Raw genomic sequence first — 14,144 nt, 5'->3', positions numbered from 1 at the left:
AGCGGCGGCCTACGGCTGACCGCGATCGATTTCGGTCGAACCGGTGCTCACGGGGTCGGCCGCGGCAAGCGCGGCGTCCAACTGCTCGGGTGAGCGTTGCCCGGTCCGCTTCCAGGCGACATATTGCACGATGCCGAAGCCCGGCCTGCGCGGCACCGTCTTCACAACGGGCATGCGGAACCCGTCGCGGAATTTGGACCAGCGCGAACCGAGGACCGCGACCATTTCCTCGAAGGTCGGCGGCGTTGCCACATCCGCATAGATGAGGGTGGTCTTGCCGGCGAGCGCTGCTTCGCGCGACAGCGGCACCGGCACGCTGGCAAGATAGTCGGATGGCACGTCGATGAGCCCGCCAAAGGGCCATTGCTGGCGCAGCATGGCGGCATCCGCCGGCACGACGTTGACGTCGATGTCATTGGGCGTGCCGGCCACCCTGTAGGGGCAGCGGAAGCGGCCGCAATTGGCTTGCGCGGAAAATTGCCAGAGCGCGTAGCCCTGCCAGTTGCCCATCGGAAAATGCACGTCGATATCAGGCTTGTAGCGTGCGTACCAAAGCGGCAGCCGCGACAAGAGCCGGTACTTGTAGCGGTTGTCGGCGATGTACTGCGCGGTCTTGCCGTTGGTGTAGAGTACCGGGAAGCGGCCGATGCGCCGATGCACCTGGCGCACGAACTCCTCCGCATCGTCGAGCGACATCCATTGCGAGGGATCGATGCCCTCGATGTCGAGCGCCATGAGATCGTCCGGTGCCGGATCGGCGAAATCGAGGAAATTATTGGCCTGCTCGACCGGATTGCCGGGGCGGGCGAGATGATAGGCGCCCCATTTCAGTCCCAGCGCTTTGGCCACGACCCGGCGCGTCTGAAACAGTTCGCGCGTCACCGCATGGCGTTTCCACAGCGCCTTGCAGAGCTTCACGTCGGTGTCGCTGCCGAAACAAAAATAGGGCGGCGGCATGCCGTCCGACGCCTTGTTGATGAAGGCGGCGATGCGCTTGTCGGTGGCCAACTGCGCCCAATCGATGGAATTGTATTCGTAGGCGTCGATCACCAGCGCGCGGTCGGCGTTCTTCCACGGCTCGGAGAAATCCGAAGCCTTTGACGCCGATATCAGCGCCATCATCGCCGCAAGAGCGATCGCTGAGCGGCGAAGAAGGTGCGCCGGCGTTTTCAAACAGGGGGTCCCCGTTGATCAAACACCGATGGTGAACCGCTATGGTTAAGGAAATGCTTCTCGATGCAGAGGCCGTTGGGAAGCTAGCGCCGGCTGAAGGGCTGAAATTCAAACGGATCGGGCGCGGGCTCCTGCTGCAGCGTGCCTTCGGCGGCGCGCTTGCGGTGGTGGGCAAGAGAACATTGCGGCGAGCACAATATGCCGCGATCCGACCAGTAGGCCGCACCGTGCTCCAACTGGCCGCCATGATGCCAAAACCCTGTCGCGCGGTAAGGCAAGCCGCATTCGATGCAGCGATAGGCGTCGGGTCTGGCGAGCATGGGCTTGTTCCGGTCGGCTGGTTCTGGTCTGTCGCCGGTCGGCTTGATGCGGCGCCTATCGAATTTAATACAGGCCGGCGCGATTGCAAAATCCACGTGACAAAGTTTGACGTTTACGTAAAAAGAAACGCGGAGACCGCCCAAAGGCGGATGGTTTTGCAGCCGCGCCGGCTCTAGGATTGGCGAGGCCGGTGCATCAGGAGGATCGAGCGGCATGTATCGGGCACCGGTCGAGGATATCGCGTTCACGCTGAAGCATGTTGCCGGCATGAAATCCGCCCTTGATGCCGGTAGGTTCGGCGATCTCGGCGAGGACCTGGTCGACGCCGTCCTTGGCGAGGCCGGCCGTTTCGCCACCGAGGAGGTGGCACCGCTCTACAAGATCGGCGACGAGCAAGGTGCGGTGCTTAGGGATGCCGCCGTCACCATGCCGCGCGGCTGGAAGGAGCTTTATCGCCGCTGGATCAATGGCGGCTGGAACGCATTGTCGGGGCCGGAAGAGTATGGCGGCCAGGCGCTGCCGACCATGCTGGGCGTCGCCGCGCTCGAAATGTGGAACTCGGCCGCCATGGCCTTCGGCATCGGCCCGACGCTGACCATGGGCGCGGTCGAAGCGCTCGACAAGCACGCTTCCGAAGCGCTCAAGGCGAAATATCTCGAAAGGCTCGTCTCCGGCGAATGGATGGGCACGATGAACCTGACCGAGCCTCAGGCGGGCTCCGATCTCGCCGCCTTGCGCGCCCGCGCCGAGCCCGCTGGCGACGGCACCTACCGCATCTTCGGCCAGAAGATCTTCATCACCTATGGCGAGCACGATTTCACCGACAACATCATCCATCTGGTGCTGGCTCGGCTGCCCGATGCGCCCACCGGCACACGCGGCATCTCGCTGTTCCTGGTGCCGAAATTTTTCGTCAACGATGATGGCTCGCTTGGCACCCGCAACGACGTCTTCTGTTCCGGCCTCGAGCACAAGCTCGGCATCCATGCTTCGCCGACCTGCACCATGATTTATGGCGACGGTTTCCAGGGCGCCGGACCCGGCGCCATCGGCTGGCTGATCGGCGAGGAAAACAAGGGTCTCGCCTGCATGTTCACCATGATGAACAATGCCCGCCTGGCCGTCGGCATGCAGGGTGTCGCGGTCGCGGAAGCCGCCACCCAGAAGGCGATTGCCTATGCCAATGAGCGCCGCCAGGGCAAGGCGGCGGATTATGCCGACGCCGGCATGGCGCCGATCGTCCATCACCCCGACGTGCAGCGCAATCTCCTGACCATGAAGGCGCTGACGCAGACGGCGCGGGCGATCAGTTATTCCTGCGCCCATGCCATCGATATGGCGCGCGTCTCGGATGGTGATCAGGCTGTGCATTGGCGTGATCGCGCCAACCTGCTCACGCCGCTGGCCAAGGCGTTTTCGACCGATGTCGGCGTCGAGGTGGCTTCGCTCGGCGTGCAGGTGCATGGCGGCATGGGCTTCATCGAGGAAACCGGTGCAGCAGCCTTCTACCGCGACGCGCGCATTGCACCGATCTACGAGGGCACCAACGGCATCCAGGCGATCGATCTGGTCACCCGCAAGCTGCCGCTCGGCGGCGGCGAACATGTGCATGGCTTCATCGGCGAACTGGCCGCCGTCGCCAACGCCGTGCGGACCTCAAACCTGCAAGGTTTCGGCCGCACCGCCGATGCTCTCGACGCAGCCCTTAGCGACCTGACGCAAGCGACGCGCTTCCTGCAGAAACCGTCGGCCGACGGCCGGATGGAAGAGGTGCTGGCGGGAGCGACGCCGTATCTCAGGCTGATCTCGCTTGCCGCCGGCGGCGCCTATCTGGCGCGCGGCGCTCTTGCCGATCAGGATCGCATCGCCCTGTGCCGCTTCTTCGCCGAAAACCTGCTCGGCGAGGCACGCGCCTTGAAGGAGCGTGTCATCGACGGCGCGGAGAGCCTCGCTGCCGCCGGCAAGGCGCTGATATCAGCTTGAATTCTCTTAGCGCTCACCAGGGAAGAAGACCGTGACAGACCATATCCTCGTCGAGCGCCAGGGCGCCATCCAGATCATCCGCATGAACCGCCCGGACAAGAAGAACGCGCTGACGCGTGCCATGTACGCAAAGATGTCGGCGGCGCTTGCCGAGGGTGACGCCGATCCGGCGATCCGCGTCCATGTCTTCCTCGGCGTGCCCGGCGCCTTCTCCTCCGGCAACGATCTTGCCGATTTCATGGTTGTCGCCACCGGCGGTGACGGCGGCACGGAAGTCTGGGATTTCCTGATGGCGCTGGCCAGGGTCGAAAAACCCATCGTCTCCGGCGTCGACGGCATCGCGGTCGGCATCGGCACGACGATCAACCTGCATTGCGACCTGACCTTCGCCACGCCGCGCACCGTCTTCAGGACGCCTTTCGTCGATCTTGGCCTGGTGCCCGAGGCTGGCTCCAGTCTGCTGGCGCCACGCATCCTTGGTCAGCAAGGCGCTTTCGCGCTGCTCGGCCTAGGCGAAGGTTTTTCCGCCGAGCGCGCGAAGGCCGCCGGCTTGATCTACGATGTGGTCGAGGAGGCCGCGCTGGAGGCCTCGGTCCTTGCGGCCGCCAGCCAGATCGCCACTAAGCCGCCGCAGGCGCTGAAGATCGCGCGCGATCTCATGCGCGGCTCGCGCGACGACCTCGTTGCCCGCATCGGCGAGGAAAGCCAGCATTTTCGCGAGCGGCTGAAGTCGGATGAGGCGCGCGCCGCGCTCGCCGCGTTCATGACCAGGAAGAAGAGCTGAGGCCTTGCCCTTTCAGGGATAGAGCCGCGTCTTGTCCCAATCGCCTTGGGCGTTGCGGGTAAAGACCACCCGGTCATGCAGCCGGAATGGACGGTCGTGCCAGAACTCGATCGTCTTCGGCACGATGCGGAAACCCGACCAGTGCTTCGGGCGCGGAATCTCGCCGATGGCGTAGCGCGCCGTGTATTCGGCGACAGCTTTCTCCAGTGCGAAGCGGCTTTCCAGCGGCCGTGACTGCTTCGACGCCCAGGCGCCGATGCGGCTGCCGCGTGGGCGCGTCGCGTAGTAGGCGTCGGCCTCGGCATCGCTGACGATCTCCACCGGGCCGCGAATGCGCACCTGGCGGCGCAGCGATTTCCAGTGGAAACACATCGCCGCCTTCATGCTGCCAAGAATCTCCTGGCCCTTCGCGCTCTCGAAATTCGTGTAGAAAACAAACCCGCCTTCATCGAACCCCTTCAGCAGCACCATCCGCACATCCGGCATGCCTTCGGCGTCGACGGTCGCCAGCGCCACGCCGTTGGCATCGTTGATTTCGCTCTTGGTGGCGTCGTCAAGCCATGCGGCAAAGAGGCGAAACGGCTCGGCCGCTTCGGTAAAGTCACTGGTTGTTAACTCTGTGTCACTCATAGTTTTTCTCAAATTGTCACGAAATCAGGGAGGTTGCCGATTGTCGCGTATCGCGCAAGCTTTTGACAGCAGGCAATGGAGCGTTATCGCTTCGGCCAGCGCGAAAGCGGCGATCGTGGCGGCCGCCTTGCCGCTTGCCGCCTGCGGCGCGGGTGGCTTCAGCCTGGAAAAAGCCGAAGTCGACCGCTCGATCCTGACCAGCAGCACGCAGCCTCAATCGGCGCCTGCCGATTCGGATCGCGACTCCGACCAGACGACGATCGGCAATGCGGTGTCCTCCGCCGACATCGAGCAGCTCGGCGGCCAGGCCGTGCCGTGGGCCAATGCCGGCACCGGTTCACGCGGCTCCATCACCGAACTCGCGGAATTGAAGGACCGGGGCCAGACCTGCCGCCGCTTCAAGGCTTCGCGCGAAAGCTTTGACGGCGTTGCCATGTTCGAGGGCGAGCTCTGCCTGGCCAGCGCCGGCGGCTGGCGCATGCAGGGCTTCAAGGCGCTCTGAGCCTGATCCGAAAGTCGATCGGGTCGGCTTGGCGGGTCTTTTCGCCGCCCAGCGCGTCGCCAATCTTGCCGATATCCCGATATCGGCTGCGATCGGCTCCTTCCGGATCGGCAAAAATCCCTCGCCAAGCCTCAGCCGCCGACTTTCGGATCAGGCTCTGATTTTCCGCCTTCAATATGGCCACCCGCTACTGGAATTTCTTCCTATCCGAGCGCATATAGGGGGCAAGTATGGACTCAACTCATTTCCAGGGCAGGAAGCATGCGCGACCCGTATGAGGTCCTGGGCGTTGCAAAGAACGCATCGGCCAAGGACATAAAATCGGCGTACCGGAAACTCGCCAAGAAACATCATCCGGACCAGAATCCGAATGATCCCAAGGCGAAGGACCGTTTTGCCGCGGCCAATCAGGCCTATGAGATCGTCGGCGACGAGAAGAACCGTGCCGCTTTCGATCGTGGCGAGATCGACGCCGACGGCAAGCCGCGCTTCCAGGGTTTTGAGGGCGCCGCCGGTGGCGGCGACCCCTTTGCCGGGTTTCGCCGCCAGCAAGGCGCCGGCGGTTCGCGATTCGAATTCCGTTCGGGGCGCCCGGGCGGTGATCCGTTCGACGGCAACAGCGATATTTTCAGCCAGATCTTCGGCGACGCCTTTTCCGGCGCGCGCGGTGCCGGCATGGGCGACCGCCGCCAGCCGGCGACGGCGGCTGATCTGAACGTCACGCTCGACGTCACCATCGAGGAAGCGGCGACCGCCGAAAAGGTGACGGCGATGTTCCCGGATGGCCGCAAGGTGGCGGTCAAACTGCCGGCCTTTGTCGAGGATGGCCAGACCATCCGGCTGAAGGGGCAGGGCGAGCAGGGGCCGGGCCAGCCCGGCGACGCGCTGGTCAAGATCCATATCCGCCGGCATCCGCGCTACCGCATCGAGGGCCGCGACCTGCATGCCGATCTGCCGGTGTCGCTGGCGGATGCGGTGCTCGGCGCTAAGGTGCCGGTCGAGACGCCGACCGGCAGGCTGGCGGTCAACGTCCCCGCCTGGTCGAGCTCGGACAAGGTCCTGCGGCTCAAGGGCAGGGGCCTGCCGGAAAAGGCCGGCGGCCACGGCGATCTCTACGCGCATGTCCGCATCATGCTGCCGGAGGGCGGCGACAGCGCTCTCGAAGCGTTGCTGCGTGGTCAAAAAGGCTGATCCAGCGCTCTTGTCCCCCGAACTGTCCGGTTTGAGCGCTTGAAGGGGCTGTGTGCCTGTGCGATAGGCACTCCACAAAGCACAAACCTTGCGGAGAGCGCTCACATGGCGGGTGGACAGGGCCTGATGGCCGGCAAGCGCGGCCTTATTCTTGGCGTCGCGAACAACAGGTCGATAGCCTACGGCATCGCCAAGGCATGCGTCGACCATGGCGCCGAGATCGCGCTGACCTATCAGGGCGAGGCGTTCAAGAAGCGTGTCGAGCCGTTGGCGGCGGAACTGGGCGCCTTTGTCGCCGGCCATTGCGACGTCACCGATCCGGCGAGCCTCGACGAGGTTTTCGCCAATGTCGCCAAGCATTGGGGCAAGCTCGATTTTCTCGTCCATGCCATCGCCTTCTCCGACAAGGACGAGCTGACCGGCCGCTATGTCGAGACGACGCGCGACAATTTCCTGCGCACCATGGACATTTCGGTGTTCTCCTTCACGACCATCGCCAAGCGCGCCGAGGCGCTGATGACCGAGGGCGGTTCACTGCTCACGCTGACCTACTACGGCGCCGAGAAGGTGATGCCGCACTACAACGTCATGGGCGTCGCCAAGGCCGCGCTCGAAGCCAGCGTGCGTTACCTTGCCGTCGATCTCGGCGGCAAGAAGATCCGCGTCAACGCGATCTCGGCCGGCCCGATCAAGACGCTGGCCGCCTCGGGCATAGGCGACTTCCGCTACATACTGAAGTGGAACGAATACAATTCGCCGCTGAAGCAGACGGTCACGCAGGAGGAGGTCGGCGATTCCGGCGTCTATTTCCTGTCCGACCTGTCGCGTGGCGTCACCGGTGAGGTGCACCATGTCGATTCCGGCTATCACGTGGTGGGCATGAAGGCGGTCGACGCGCCTGATATTTCGACGGTCAAGGAATAACGCCCTCCGCCCATCCTCCGCCCAGGCCCTGGCCCGACCTCCGGAAGACCTGATGTACCCGCTGGTTTATATCGTGCGCCACGGCCAGACCGCGTGGAACGCCGAATTCCGGCTTCAGGGCCAGGCCGACACCGATCTCAATGCCCTTGGCCGCGAGCAGGCGACCGGAAACGGGCGTCGGCTGGCCGACCTTGTCGGCGATCCCGGGGAATTCGACTTCGTCGCCAGCCCGATGCGGCGGACGCGCGAAACGATGGAACGCATCCGCGCCGCGATGAAACTCGATCCGCTCGCCTATCGAACCGATGTCAGGCTGGTCGAGGTCAATTTCGGCGACTGGCAGAGTTTTACCTTTGCCGAACTCGAGACACAGTCTCCCGGAGCAAGCCGGTTCCGCGCATTGGACAAATGGAATTTTCAGCCGCCGGGCGAGGGGGCGGAAAGCTACCAGATGCTGCTCGAACGGGTGAAACCCTGCTTCGACGAGATCGACCGCAAGACGGTTTGCGTGACGCATGGCGGCGTCATGCGCACCCTGTTCCGTTTCGTGCTCGATATGGCCGAGGACGAGGCCGCGAACCTCGAAATACCACAGGATCGCGTGCTCAAACTCGAAGGCAAGAGCCTGGAGTGGCTTTAAGCCGCCTGACCTAGTTCGTGTCGCTGTCCGGCAACTGCATATCGGTCACGACATTCTCGCCATTGGTCACGTCGTAGGCGATGACGATGTCCATGCCCGGCTTCAGCGAGTCGAGATCGGTTTCGGCGTTCAGCTTGTAGGATTTACCGTCGTCCAGCGTCAGGGTCAGCGCGTCCTTGTCGACCTTCTTGATCAGGCCTTCGGTCTGTCCGGCGAAGGCGGCGGTGGAATAGAGCAGGGTGGCGGCAACAGCGCCAATCAGGGTACGCATGATCGTCCTCTTTGGTCATTGCGCCGGCACTGTGGCGGCGGATCCTCAACGGCGGATGGAAGAAAGCAGAAACCAGCCGAATGTGTCAAAACTTAAACGGCAGGGATGACAGTTTGACCACCGCAAAAAACGCCAATAGAAGGCAGGCTTCAACCGGCTCCGCTGCCGGGCAGGGCACTTTTCCATGTCTCACAACACGTTCGGCCATCTTTTCCGCGTCACCACTTGGGGCGAAAGCCATGGCGCAGCGCTTGGCTGCGTGGTCGATGGCTGCCCGCCCGGCATCCGCTTTACGCGCAACGAAATCCAGGCCGAACTCGACAAGCGCCGGCCGGGCCAGTCGCGCTTCGTCACCCAGCGCCGCGAACCCGACGAGGTGAAGGTGCTGTCCGGTTTCGTCCTCGACGAGGACGGCGAGACGATGATCACCACCGGCACGCCGGTCTCCATGCTGATCGAGAATGTCGACCAGCGATCGAAGGACTATGGCGAGATCGCCCGCCAGTACCGGCCCGGCCATGCCGACTACACTTATGACGTCAAATACGGCACACGCGACTATCGCGGCGGCGGCCGCTCCTCCGCCCGCGAGACCGCCGCCAGGGTCGCCGCAGGGGCGCTCGCCCGTAAGGTGGTGCCCGGCATGGTGGTGCGCGGCGCTCTGGTTTCGATGGGCGAAAAATCGATCGACCGCGCCAACTGGAACTGGAATTTCATCGGCGACGCGGAGAATCCGTTCTTCACGCCCGACCCTGCTTCGGTTCCCGTCTTCACGCAGTATCTCGACGGTATCCGCAAGGCCGGATCCTCGGTCGGCGCTGTGATCGAGATTGTCGCCGACGGCGTGCCGCCAGGGCTTGGCGCGCCGATCTATGCCAAGCTCGACCAGGACATTGCGTCGGGCCTGATGTCGATCAACGCCGTCAAGGGCGTCGAGATCGGCAATGGTTTCGAGGCCGCGCGCATCACCGGCGAACAGAATGCCGACGAGATGCGGATCGGCAATGACGGCAAGCCGGTGTTCCTGTCCAACAATGCCGGCGGCATCCTTGGCGGCATCTCGACAGGTCAGGCGATCGTGGCCCGTTTCGCCGTCAAGCCGACCTCGTCGATCCTGACGCCGCGAAAGTCGATCGACAAGGACGGCAACGACGTCGAGGTGATGACCAAGGGCCGGCACGACCCCTGCGTCGGCATCCGCGCCGTGCCGATCGGCGAGGCAATGGTTGCCTGCGCGATTGCCGATCACTATCTGCGGCACAGGGGACAGACAGGGAAGGGAATAGGCAGTAGGGAATAGGCAGTAGGCCGCCCGAAACAGCCTTTTTCTTCCCTTCTGCCTACTGCCGAATCCCTGCGAGCGAAGCGAGCATCCCATGCCTTACGATCAGAAGAAGATTGTCGAAGCCATCCGCGCATTCGAACGCGGCGAGATCGTCGTCGTCATGGATGATGACGGGCGCGAGAACGAGGGTGACCTGATCGTCGCCGCCGTTCACTGCACGCCGGAAAAGATGGCCTTCATCGTGCGCAACACCTCGGGCATCGTCTGCACGCCGATGCCGCGTGAGGAAGCCAAGCGGCTCAACCTGCAGCCGATGGTCGCCGACAATGATTCCGCCCACACCACCGCCTTCACCGTCAGCGTCGATTTCAAGCATGGCACGACGACAGGCATTTCGGCCGACGACCGCACGCTGACCGTGCGCAACCTTGCCAACGGCAATGTCGGCGCGTCCGATTTCGTCCGCCCCGGCCACATCTTTCCGTTGATCGCCCGCGAAGGCGGCGTCCTGATGCGTTCGGGTCATACCGAAGCGGCGGTCGATCTCTGCAAGCTCGCCGGCCTGCCGCCGATCGGCGTCATTTCCGAACTGGTCAACGACGACGGCACCGTCAAGCGCGGCCCGCAAGTGCAGGCTTTCGCCGAAGAGCACGGCCTGAAGCAGGTGTCGGTCGCCGACCTCATCGCCTACCGCCAGCGCAAGGAAACGCTGGTCGAGCGTGTCGCCTGCTCCGATATCGACACGCTTGGCGGCAAGGCGCAGGTCTTCACCTACACGCTGCCCTGGGACACGATGCATCACGTCGCTGTCGTTTTTGGCGATATACGCGATGGCGAGGACGTGCCGGTGCGGCTGCATTCCGAGGATGTGGTGACCGATGTCTTCGGCACCAGCCATCGCCTGGACGGCATCATGAAAGCGATGGGCGAGCGCAAGCGCGGCGTCATCGTCTATCTCAGAGAGGGCTCCGTCGGCGTCGCGCACCAGGAGCGCAAGCGTCCGCTGAGCGGCGACCGCGAGGATCACGAAGAGGCGCGCCGCCGCGAAAACGAATGGCGCGAGATCGGCCTCGGCGCGCAGATCCTGAAGGATCTCGGCATTTCCTCGATCAACCTGATCGCCTCGCGCGAGCGTCATTATGTCGGCCTCGAAGGGTTTGGCATCCACATCGCCAAGACAGAGATCCTCTAGCTACCTGAAACCTCCGCGATGTCGTCATCCTCGGGTCTGCGCTCCGCTTCGCGTCGCTCCGCCCGTGGATGACGAAGTCACACTGGCCCAAGCCATTCCGACCGTGTCACTCCGCGGGAACGACCGCAGCGTCGCATCCGTCCAGCTCGCATTTTTGCGTGGCCAGGATGCGCTGGCCGAGCAGCACGGTGGCGAGCGCAATCGTGCCTGATGCCACCGAGACCCAGAACCCGTTCTGGGCGCCGAACGCATCCACCACGGCGCCGGCGGCGAAGGAGCCCAGCGCCATGCCGATGCCGATCCCGGTGGTCACCCAGGTGATGCCTTCGGTCAGCATCGCTTCCGGCACATGCCGTTCGATCAGGCCGAAGGCCGTGATGAAGGTCGGCGAGATCGCCACGCCGCTGATGAAGACGGTCAACGCCAGAAGCGGCACGCTGCTGGCGGTGAGCGGCAGTAGCGTGCCGAGCGTGACCAGGGCGACCGCGATGGCAAGCTGGCGTTGCAGTGGAGCCTTCAGGTTGAGCGCGCCGACAATGATGCCGAGCACGAACGACCCCAGCGCGTAGACGCCGATGACGAGGCTGGCGGCGCCGGGCTGGCCGAGCTCTTTTGTGATGGCCACCGTGCTCACTTCCGTCGTCGCGAAGGTGGCGCCAATGAAGATCAGGGCAAAGGTGATGATCTGCACTGGCCGCAGGCGGATCGCCGAGCCGCTCGAGCCGTGGTCCACCGGGCGCACTTGCGGCTCGGTCGATCTCTGCAGGATGAACGCGGTCGACCCCAAGGCGAGGAACAGTGTGCTCGCCAGCATGCCCGCTTCCGGAAACAGGGCGGCGCTGAGGCCGACCGACAGCGATGCGCCGGCGATGTAGACCAGTTCATCCGCCGCCGATTCGAAGGCGAAAGCGGTGTTCATCTCGGGCCGGCCCCGGAAAAGCTCCGTCCAGCGCGCGCGCACCATGGCAGGCATACTGGGCATGGCCGCCGCCAGCAGCGCCGACACGAACAGCGTCCAAACCGGCCAGTCCTGATTGGCGGCCGCAGTGAGAGTGATGAAGGCGAGCACGGAGATGATTGTCGTGGGCACGACGATCCGCGTCTGGCCAAGGCGATCGACCAGTCTTGATATTTGCGGCGCCAGGAATGCGTTGGCCAGAGCGAATGTCGCCGAGACGGCACCCGCCAACCAGTATTCGCCACGCGTCTGCGACAGCATTGCCACGATGCCGATCGGCGCCATGGCGATCGGCAGGCGCGCCATGAAGCCGGCGGCCGCAAAGCCCCTCGCTCCAGGGGCGCGGAAGATTTCTGAATAGGGGTTTTGCATGGGGTTCCTCGACAAAGGGCGGTTCGACAATTACATACGAAGCGTATGAAGATTAGATAGAGCATACGCGACGTATGTCAATTGGCATACGGAACGTATGTGAATAGGACCAGACGGAAATGCACAGACCCCGCAAGGAAATGATCGCCGAAACGCGCGCCAAGCTGATTGCCGCGGCCCGCCAGGCCTTTGGCACGATCGGATATGCCGAAGCGTCGATGGATGATTTCACGGCATCGGCCGGGCTGACGCGCGGCGCCCTCTATCACCATTTCGGCGACAAGAAGGGACTGCTGGAGGCGGTTATCGCCGAAATCGACGGCGAGATGGCGGCCCGGGTGAATGAGGTGGCGTCGAGAGCGCCGACCCGCTGGCAGCATTTCGTCGACGAATGCACGACCTATATCGAAATGGCGCTGGAGCCGGAAATCCAGCGCATCATGTTCCGCGACGGTCCGGCCGTCTTGGGCGATCCGGCGCAATGGTCGAATGCCAATGCCTGCGTCGGCTCAATGACCGATCATCTGACCGCGCTGCAAGGGGAGGGGGTGGTCGTCCCGGGCGTCGACCCCGAGACCGCCGCACGGCTGATCAACGGGGCGAGCAGCCAGGCGGCGCAGCGGATCGCCAATTCTAACGACCCCGAAGCGACGTCGAAGATAGTGGTTGCGGCGTTCAAGCAACTGCTCGAGGGACTGCTCAGAAAACCGGGTTCGCAACAGAACTAAATCCTCGTTGGGCGCACCGCTGTCCACCGCTCATGATTGACAATCCTCGGGGTGAGCGCATCCTTCCCAGCCATCTCTGAGGGGAGATTCGGGACATGTGGGATTTCGATATCGGCAGGTCGGTGTCCATCATGGTGCGGACCTGGCCTTTCATTGTCTTCCGCATAATCGTCTATTTCGGCATCACGCTGGCCTACATCATGGCGACCGGCACCGGCGCTTCCGTCGGCTATGGCGTCGGCCATATCTCCACCGATCCTGACGGGCCGATGTCCTTTGCCCTGTGGGGCGGGGTGGTCGGCTTCGGCGTGGTTTCGATCGCCGTCTATTGGATCCGCGAATACATCCTCTACGTCGTCAAGGCCGGCCATATCGCCGTGATGGTCCATCTGATTGATGGCCGGGATGTTCCCGACGGCCAGAACCAGATCGCCTATGCCAGGCAGGTCGTGACCGAGCGCTTCGCCGAGGCCAACATCCTTTTCGTCGTCGACCAGCTGGTCAAGGGCGCCATCCGCGCCATCACCGGCCTGCTCGGCGGCATCGCCGCCTTCCTGCCCATTCCGGGGCTGAGCGGCCTGGTCTCCTTCATCAACACGGTGATCCGCCTGTCACTCACCTATGTCGACGAGATCATCCTCGGCTACAACATCCGCATCAATTCGTCCTCACCGTTCGAAACCGCTCGGCAAGGCGTGGTGCTCTACGCCCAGAACGGCAAGACCATGATCAAGAACGCCGTCTGGCTGGCGGTCATCATGTGGGGTGTCTCCTTCGTCATCTTCCTGCTGATGCTGGCCCCGGCCGCCGCCATTCTTTTCCTCATGCCAGGGCAACTCGCCGGCTGGGCTTTCGTGCTCGCCATCGTCTTTGCCTGGGCCTTCAAGGCGGCCTTCATCGAGCCCTTCGCCATCGCCTGCCTGATGCAGGTCTATTTCAAGACCATCGCCGGCCAGGTGCCTGATCCGGCCTGGGATGCCCGGCTGGCCGAGGCGTCGTCGAAGTTCCGAGAGTTGAAGGACAAGGCGCTGGCCTCCTTTGGCGGCTCGCGCTGGGGCACGGCCGGCGCGACGCACTGATCGGCGGGATTCGCCTGCGCAGCAGCAACCGTGTTGAGGTGCGCCACCGCTGACTTCAGTGGCGTCTCTCCTTGCCCGCAAAAAGTCTCGCTCATGATCAGGTCGGGCAGC

15 protein-coding genes are annotated in these 14,144 nt (G+C 63.7%); 10 read left to right on the top strand and 5 right to left on the bottom strand.

The genetic code is table 11. The annotated features are described in order from the left end of the window. Nucleotides 1-9: 9 nt before the first annotated feature. Both D3242_RS00945 and D3242_RS00940 read right to left on the bottom strand, forming a co-directional pair. On the bottom strand, nt 10-1,122 hold the full coding sequence (locus tag D3242_RS00945) for a glycoside hydrolase family 25 protein (RefSeq protein ID WP_038645377.1): 1,113 nt from the start codon (nt 1,120-1,122) through the stop codon (nt 10-12). Nucleotides 1,123-1,256: 134 nt separating this feature from the next. Continuing rightward, nucleotides 1,257-1,493 (bottom strand): hypothetical protein, encoded by a 237-nt coding sequence (locus D3242_RS00940; protein WP_064983566.1) that lies wholly within the window; start codon nt 1,491-1,493, stop codon nt 1,257-1,259. A 214-nt stretch (nt 1,494-1,707) separates the two neighbouring features. Here D3242_RS00940 and D3242_RS00935 point away from each other — a divergent pair, with 214 nt between their 5' ends. Next, on the top strand, nt 1,708-3,477 hold the full coding sequence (locus D3242_RS00935; protein WP_064983036.1) for an acyl-CoA dehydrogenase family protein: 1,770 nt from the start codon (nt 1,708-1,710) through the stop codon (nt 3,475-3,477). Nucleotides 3,478-3,508: 31 nt separating this feature from the next. After that, nucleotides 3,509-4,261 carry a crotonase/enoyl-CoA hydratase family protein gene (locus D3242_RS00930; protein ID WP_019856957.1) on the top strand — a complete coding sequence of 251 codons (753 nt, stop codon included), beginning with the start codon at nt 3,509-3,511 and terminating at the stop codon, nt 4,259-4,261. A 12-nt stretch (nt 4,262-4,273) separates the two neighbouring features. On the opposite strand, the gene pdxH is transcribed toward D3242_RS00930, so the two are convergent. Further along, the gene (gene pdxH / locus D3242_RS00925) at nt 4,274-4,891 is read right to left on the bottom strand and encodes a pyridoxamine 5'-phosphate oxidase (RefSeq protein ID WP_019856958.1); all 618 of its coding nucleotides are present in this window, start codon (nt 4,889-4,891) and stop codon (nt 4,274-4,276) included. A gap of 40 nt (nt 4,892-4,931) precedes the next feature. Between pdxH and D3242_RS00920 the strand changes: the two genes are divergently transcribed. The 4 genes from D3242_RS00920 to D3242_RS00900 all read left to right on the top strand — a co-directional run bounded on the left by D3242_RS00920 (nt 4,932) and on the right by D3242_RS00900 (nt 8,148). Further along, nucleotides 4,932-5,393, top strand: coding sequence for an RT0821/Lpp0805 family surface protein (locus tag D3242_RS00920; protein WP_027046613.1), 462 nt, complete (start codon nt 4,932-4,934; stop codon nt 5,391-5,393). 261 nt (nt 5,394-5,654) lie between these two features. Further along, nucleotides 5,655-6,584, top strand: a complete 930-nt coding sequence (locus D3242_RS00910) for a DnaJ C-terminal domain-containing protein (RefSeq protein ID WP_019856961.1) — start codon at nt 5,655-5,657, stop codon at nt 6,582-6,584. 105 nt (nt 6,585-6,689) lie between these two features. Next, the gene (fabI, locus tag D3242_RS00905; RefSeq protein ID WP_019856962.1) at nt 6,690-7,508 is read left to right on the top strand and encodes an enoyl-ACP reductase FabI; all 819 of its coding nucleotides are present in this window, start codon (nt 6,690-6,692) and stop codon (nt 7,506-7,508) included. Nucleotides 7,509-7,560: 52 nt separating this feature from the next. Further along, nucleotides 7,561-8,148: a histidine phosphatase family protein gene (locus D3242_RS00900; RefSeq protein ID WP_064983034.1), complete on the top strand. Its 588-nt coding sequence runs from the start codon at nt 7,561-7,563 to the stop codon at nt 8,146-8,148. Nucleotides 8,149-8,158: 10 nt separating this feature from the next. On the opposite strand, the gene D3242_RS00895 is transcribed toward D3242_RS00900, so the two are convergent. Next, nucleotides 8,159-8,419, bottom strand: coding sequence for a DUF1344 domain-containing protein (locus D3242_RS00895; RefSeq protein WP_019856964.1), 261 nt, complete (start codon nt 8,417-8,419; stop codon nt 8,159-8,161). A 184-nt stretch (nt 8,420-8,603) separates the two neighbouring features. Here D3242_RS00895 and aroC point away from each other — a divergent pair, with 184 nt between their 5' ends. After that, nucleotides 8,604-9,719, top strand: a complete 1,116-nt coding sequence (gene aroC, locus D3242_RS00890; protein WP_064983032.1) for a chorismate synthase — start codon at nt 8,604-8,606, stop codon at nt 9,717-9,719. Between the two features lie 76 nt (nt 9,720-9,795). Then, nucleotides 9,796-10,896, top strand: a complete 1,101-nt coding sequence (gene ribB, locus D3242_RS00885; protein WP_019856966.1) for a 3,4-dihydroxy-2-butanone-4-phosphate synthase — start codon at nt 9,796-9,798, stop codon at nt 10,894-10,896. Nucleotides 10,897-11,002: 106 nt separating this feature from the next. Here the strand turns inward: ribB and D3242_RS00880 are convergent, their stop codons facing one another. Beyond that, nucleotides 11,003-12,226 (bottom strand): MFS transporter, encoded by a 1,224-nt coding sequence (locus tag D3242_RS00880; RefSeq protein ID WP_019856967.1) that lies wholly within the window; start codon nt 12,224-12,226, stop codon nt 11,003-11,005. 119 nt (nt 12,227-12,345) lie between these two features. On the opposite strand from D3242_RS00880, the gene D3242_RS00875 reads away from it, so the two are divergent. Both D3242_RS00875 and D3242_RS00870 read left to right on the top strand, forming a co-directional pair. Next, nucleotides 12,346-12,954 carry a TetR/AcrR family transcriptional regulator gene (locus D3242_RS00875; protein WP_019856969.1) on the top strand — a complete coding sequence of 203 codons (609 nt, stop codon included), beginning with the start codon at nt 12,346-12,348 and terminating at the stop codon, nt 12,952-12,954. 95 nt (nt 12,955-13,049) lie between these two features. Beyond that, nucleotides 13,050-14,033, top strand: coding sequence for a hypothetical protein (locus D3242_RS00870; protein ID WP_064983031.1), 984 nt, complete (start codon nt 13,050-13,052; stop codon nt 14,031-14,033). The last annotated feature ends 111 nt before the right edge of the window (nt 14,034-14,144 follow it).

It is taken from the genome of Mesorhizobium jarvisii (assembly GCF_003601985.1).
Classification (GTDB): Bacteria; Pseudomonadota; Alphaproteobacteria; order Rhizobiales; family Rhizobiaceae; genus Mesorhizobium; species Mesorhizobium jarvisii.
This window is presented reverse-complemented; position numbering and strand designations above follow the sequence as displayed.

Bases quoted from the DNA above. Each gene is read 5' to 3' on its own strand.
- D3242_RS00945 (WP_038645377.1), bottom strand. From the start codon at position 1,122: ATGATGGCGCTGATATCGGCGTCAAAGGCTTCGGATTTCTCCGAGCCG.
- D3242_RS00940 (WP_064983566.1), bottom strand. From the start codon at position 1,493: ATGCTCGCCAGACCCGACGCCTATCGCTGCATCGAATGCGGCTTGCCT.
- D3242_RS00935 (WP_064983036.1), top strand. From the start codon at position 1,708: ATGTATCGGGCACCGGTCGAGGATATCGCGTTCACGCTGAAGCATGTT.
- pdxH (WP_019856958.1), bottom strand. From the start codon at position 4,891: ATGAGTGACACAGAGTTAACAACCAGTGACTTTACCGAAGCGGCCGAG.
- D3242_RS00910 (WP_019856961.1), top strand. From the start codon at position 5,655: ATGCGCGACCCGTATGAGGTCCTGGGCGTTGCAAAGAACGCATCGGCC.
- fabI (WP_019856962.1), top strand. From the start codon at position 6,690: ATGGCGGGTGGACAGGGCCTGATGGCCGGCAAGCGCGGCCTTATTCTT.
- D3242_RS00900 (WP_064983034.1), top strand. From the start codon at position 7,561: ATGTACCCGCTGGTTTATATCGTGCGCCACGGCCAGACCGCGTGGAAC.
- D3242_RS00895 (WP_019856964.1), bottom strand. From the start codon at position 8,419: ATGCGTACCCTGATTGGCGCTGTTGCCGCCACCCTGCTCTATTCCACC.
- aroC (WP_064983032.1), top strand. From the start codon at position 8,604: ATGTCTCACAACACGTTCGGCCATCTTTTCCGCGTCACCACTTGGGGC.
- ribB (WP_019856966.1), top strand. From the start codon at position 9,796: ATGCCTTACGATCAGAAGAAGATTGTCGAAGCCATCCGCGCATTCGAA.
- D3242_RS00880 (WP_019856967.1), bottom strand. From the start codon at position 12,226: ATGCAAAACCCCTATTCAGAAATCTTCCGCGCCCCTGGAGCGAGGGGC.
- D3242_RS00875 (WP_019856969.1), top strand. From the start codon at position 12,346: ATGCACAGACCCCGCAAGGAAATGATCGCCGAAACGCGCGCCAAGCTG.
- D3242_RS00870 (WP_064983031.1), top strand. From the start codon at position 13,050: ATGTGGGATTTCGATATCGGCAGGTCGGTGTCCATCATGGTGCGGACC.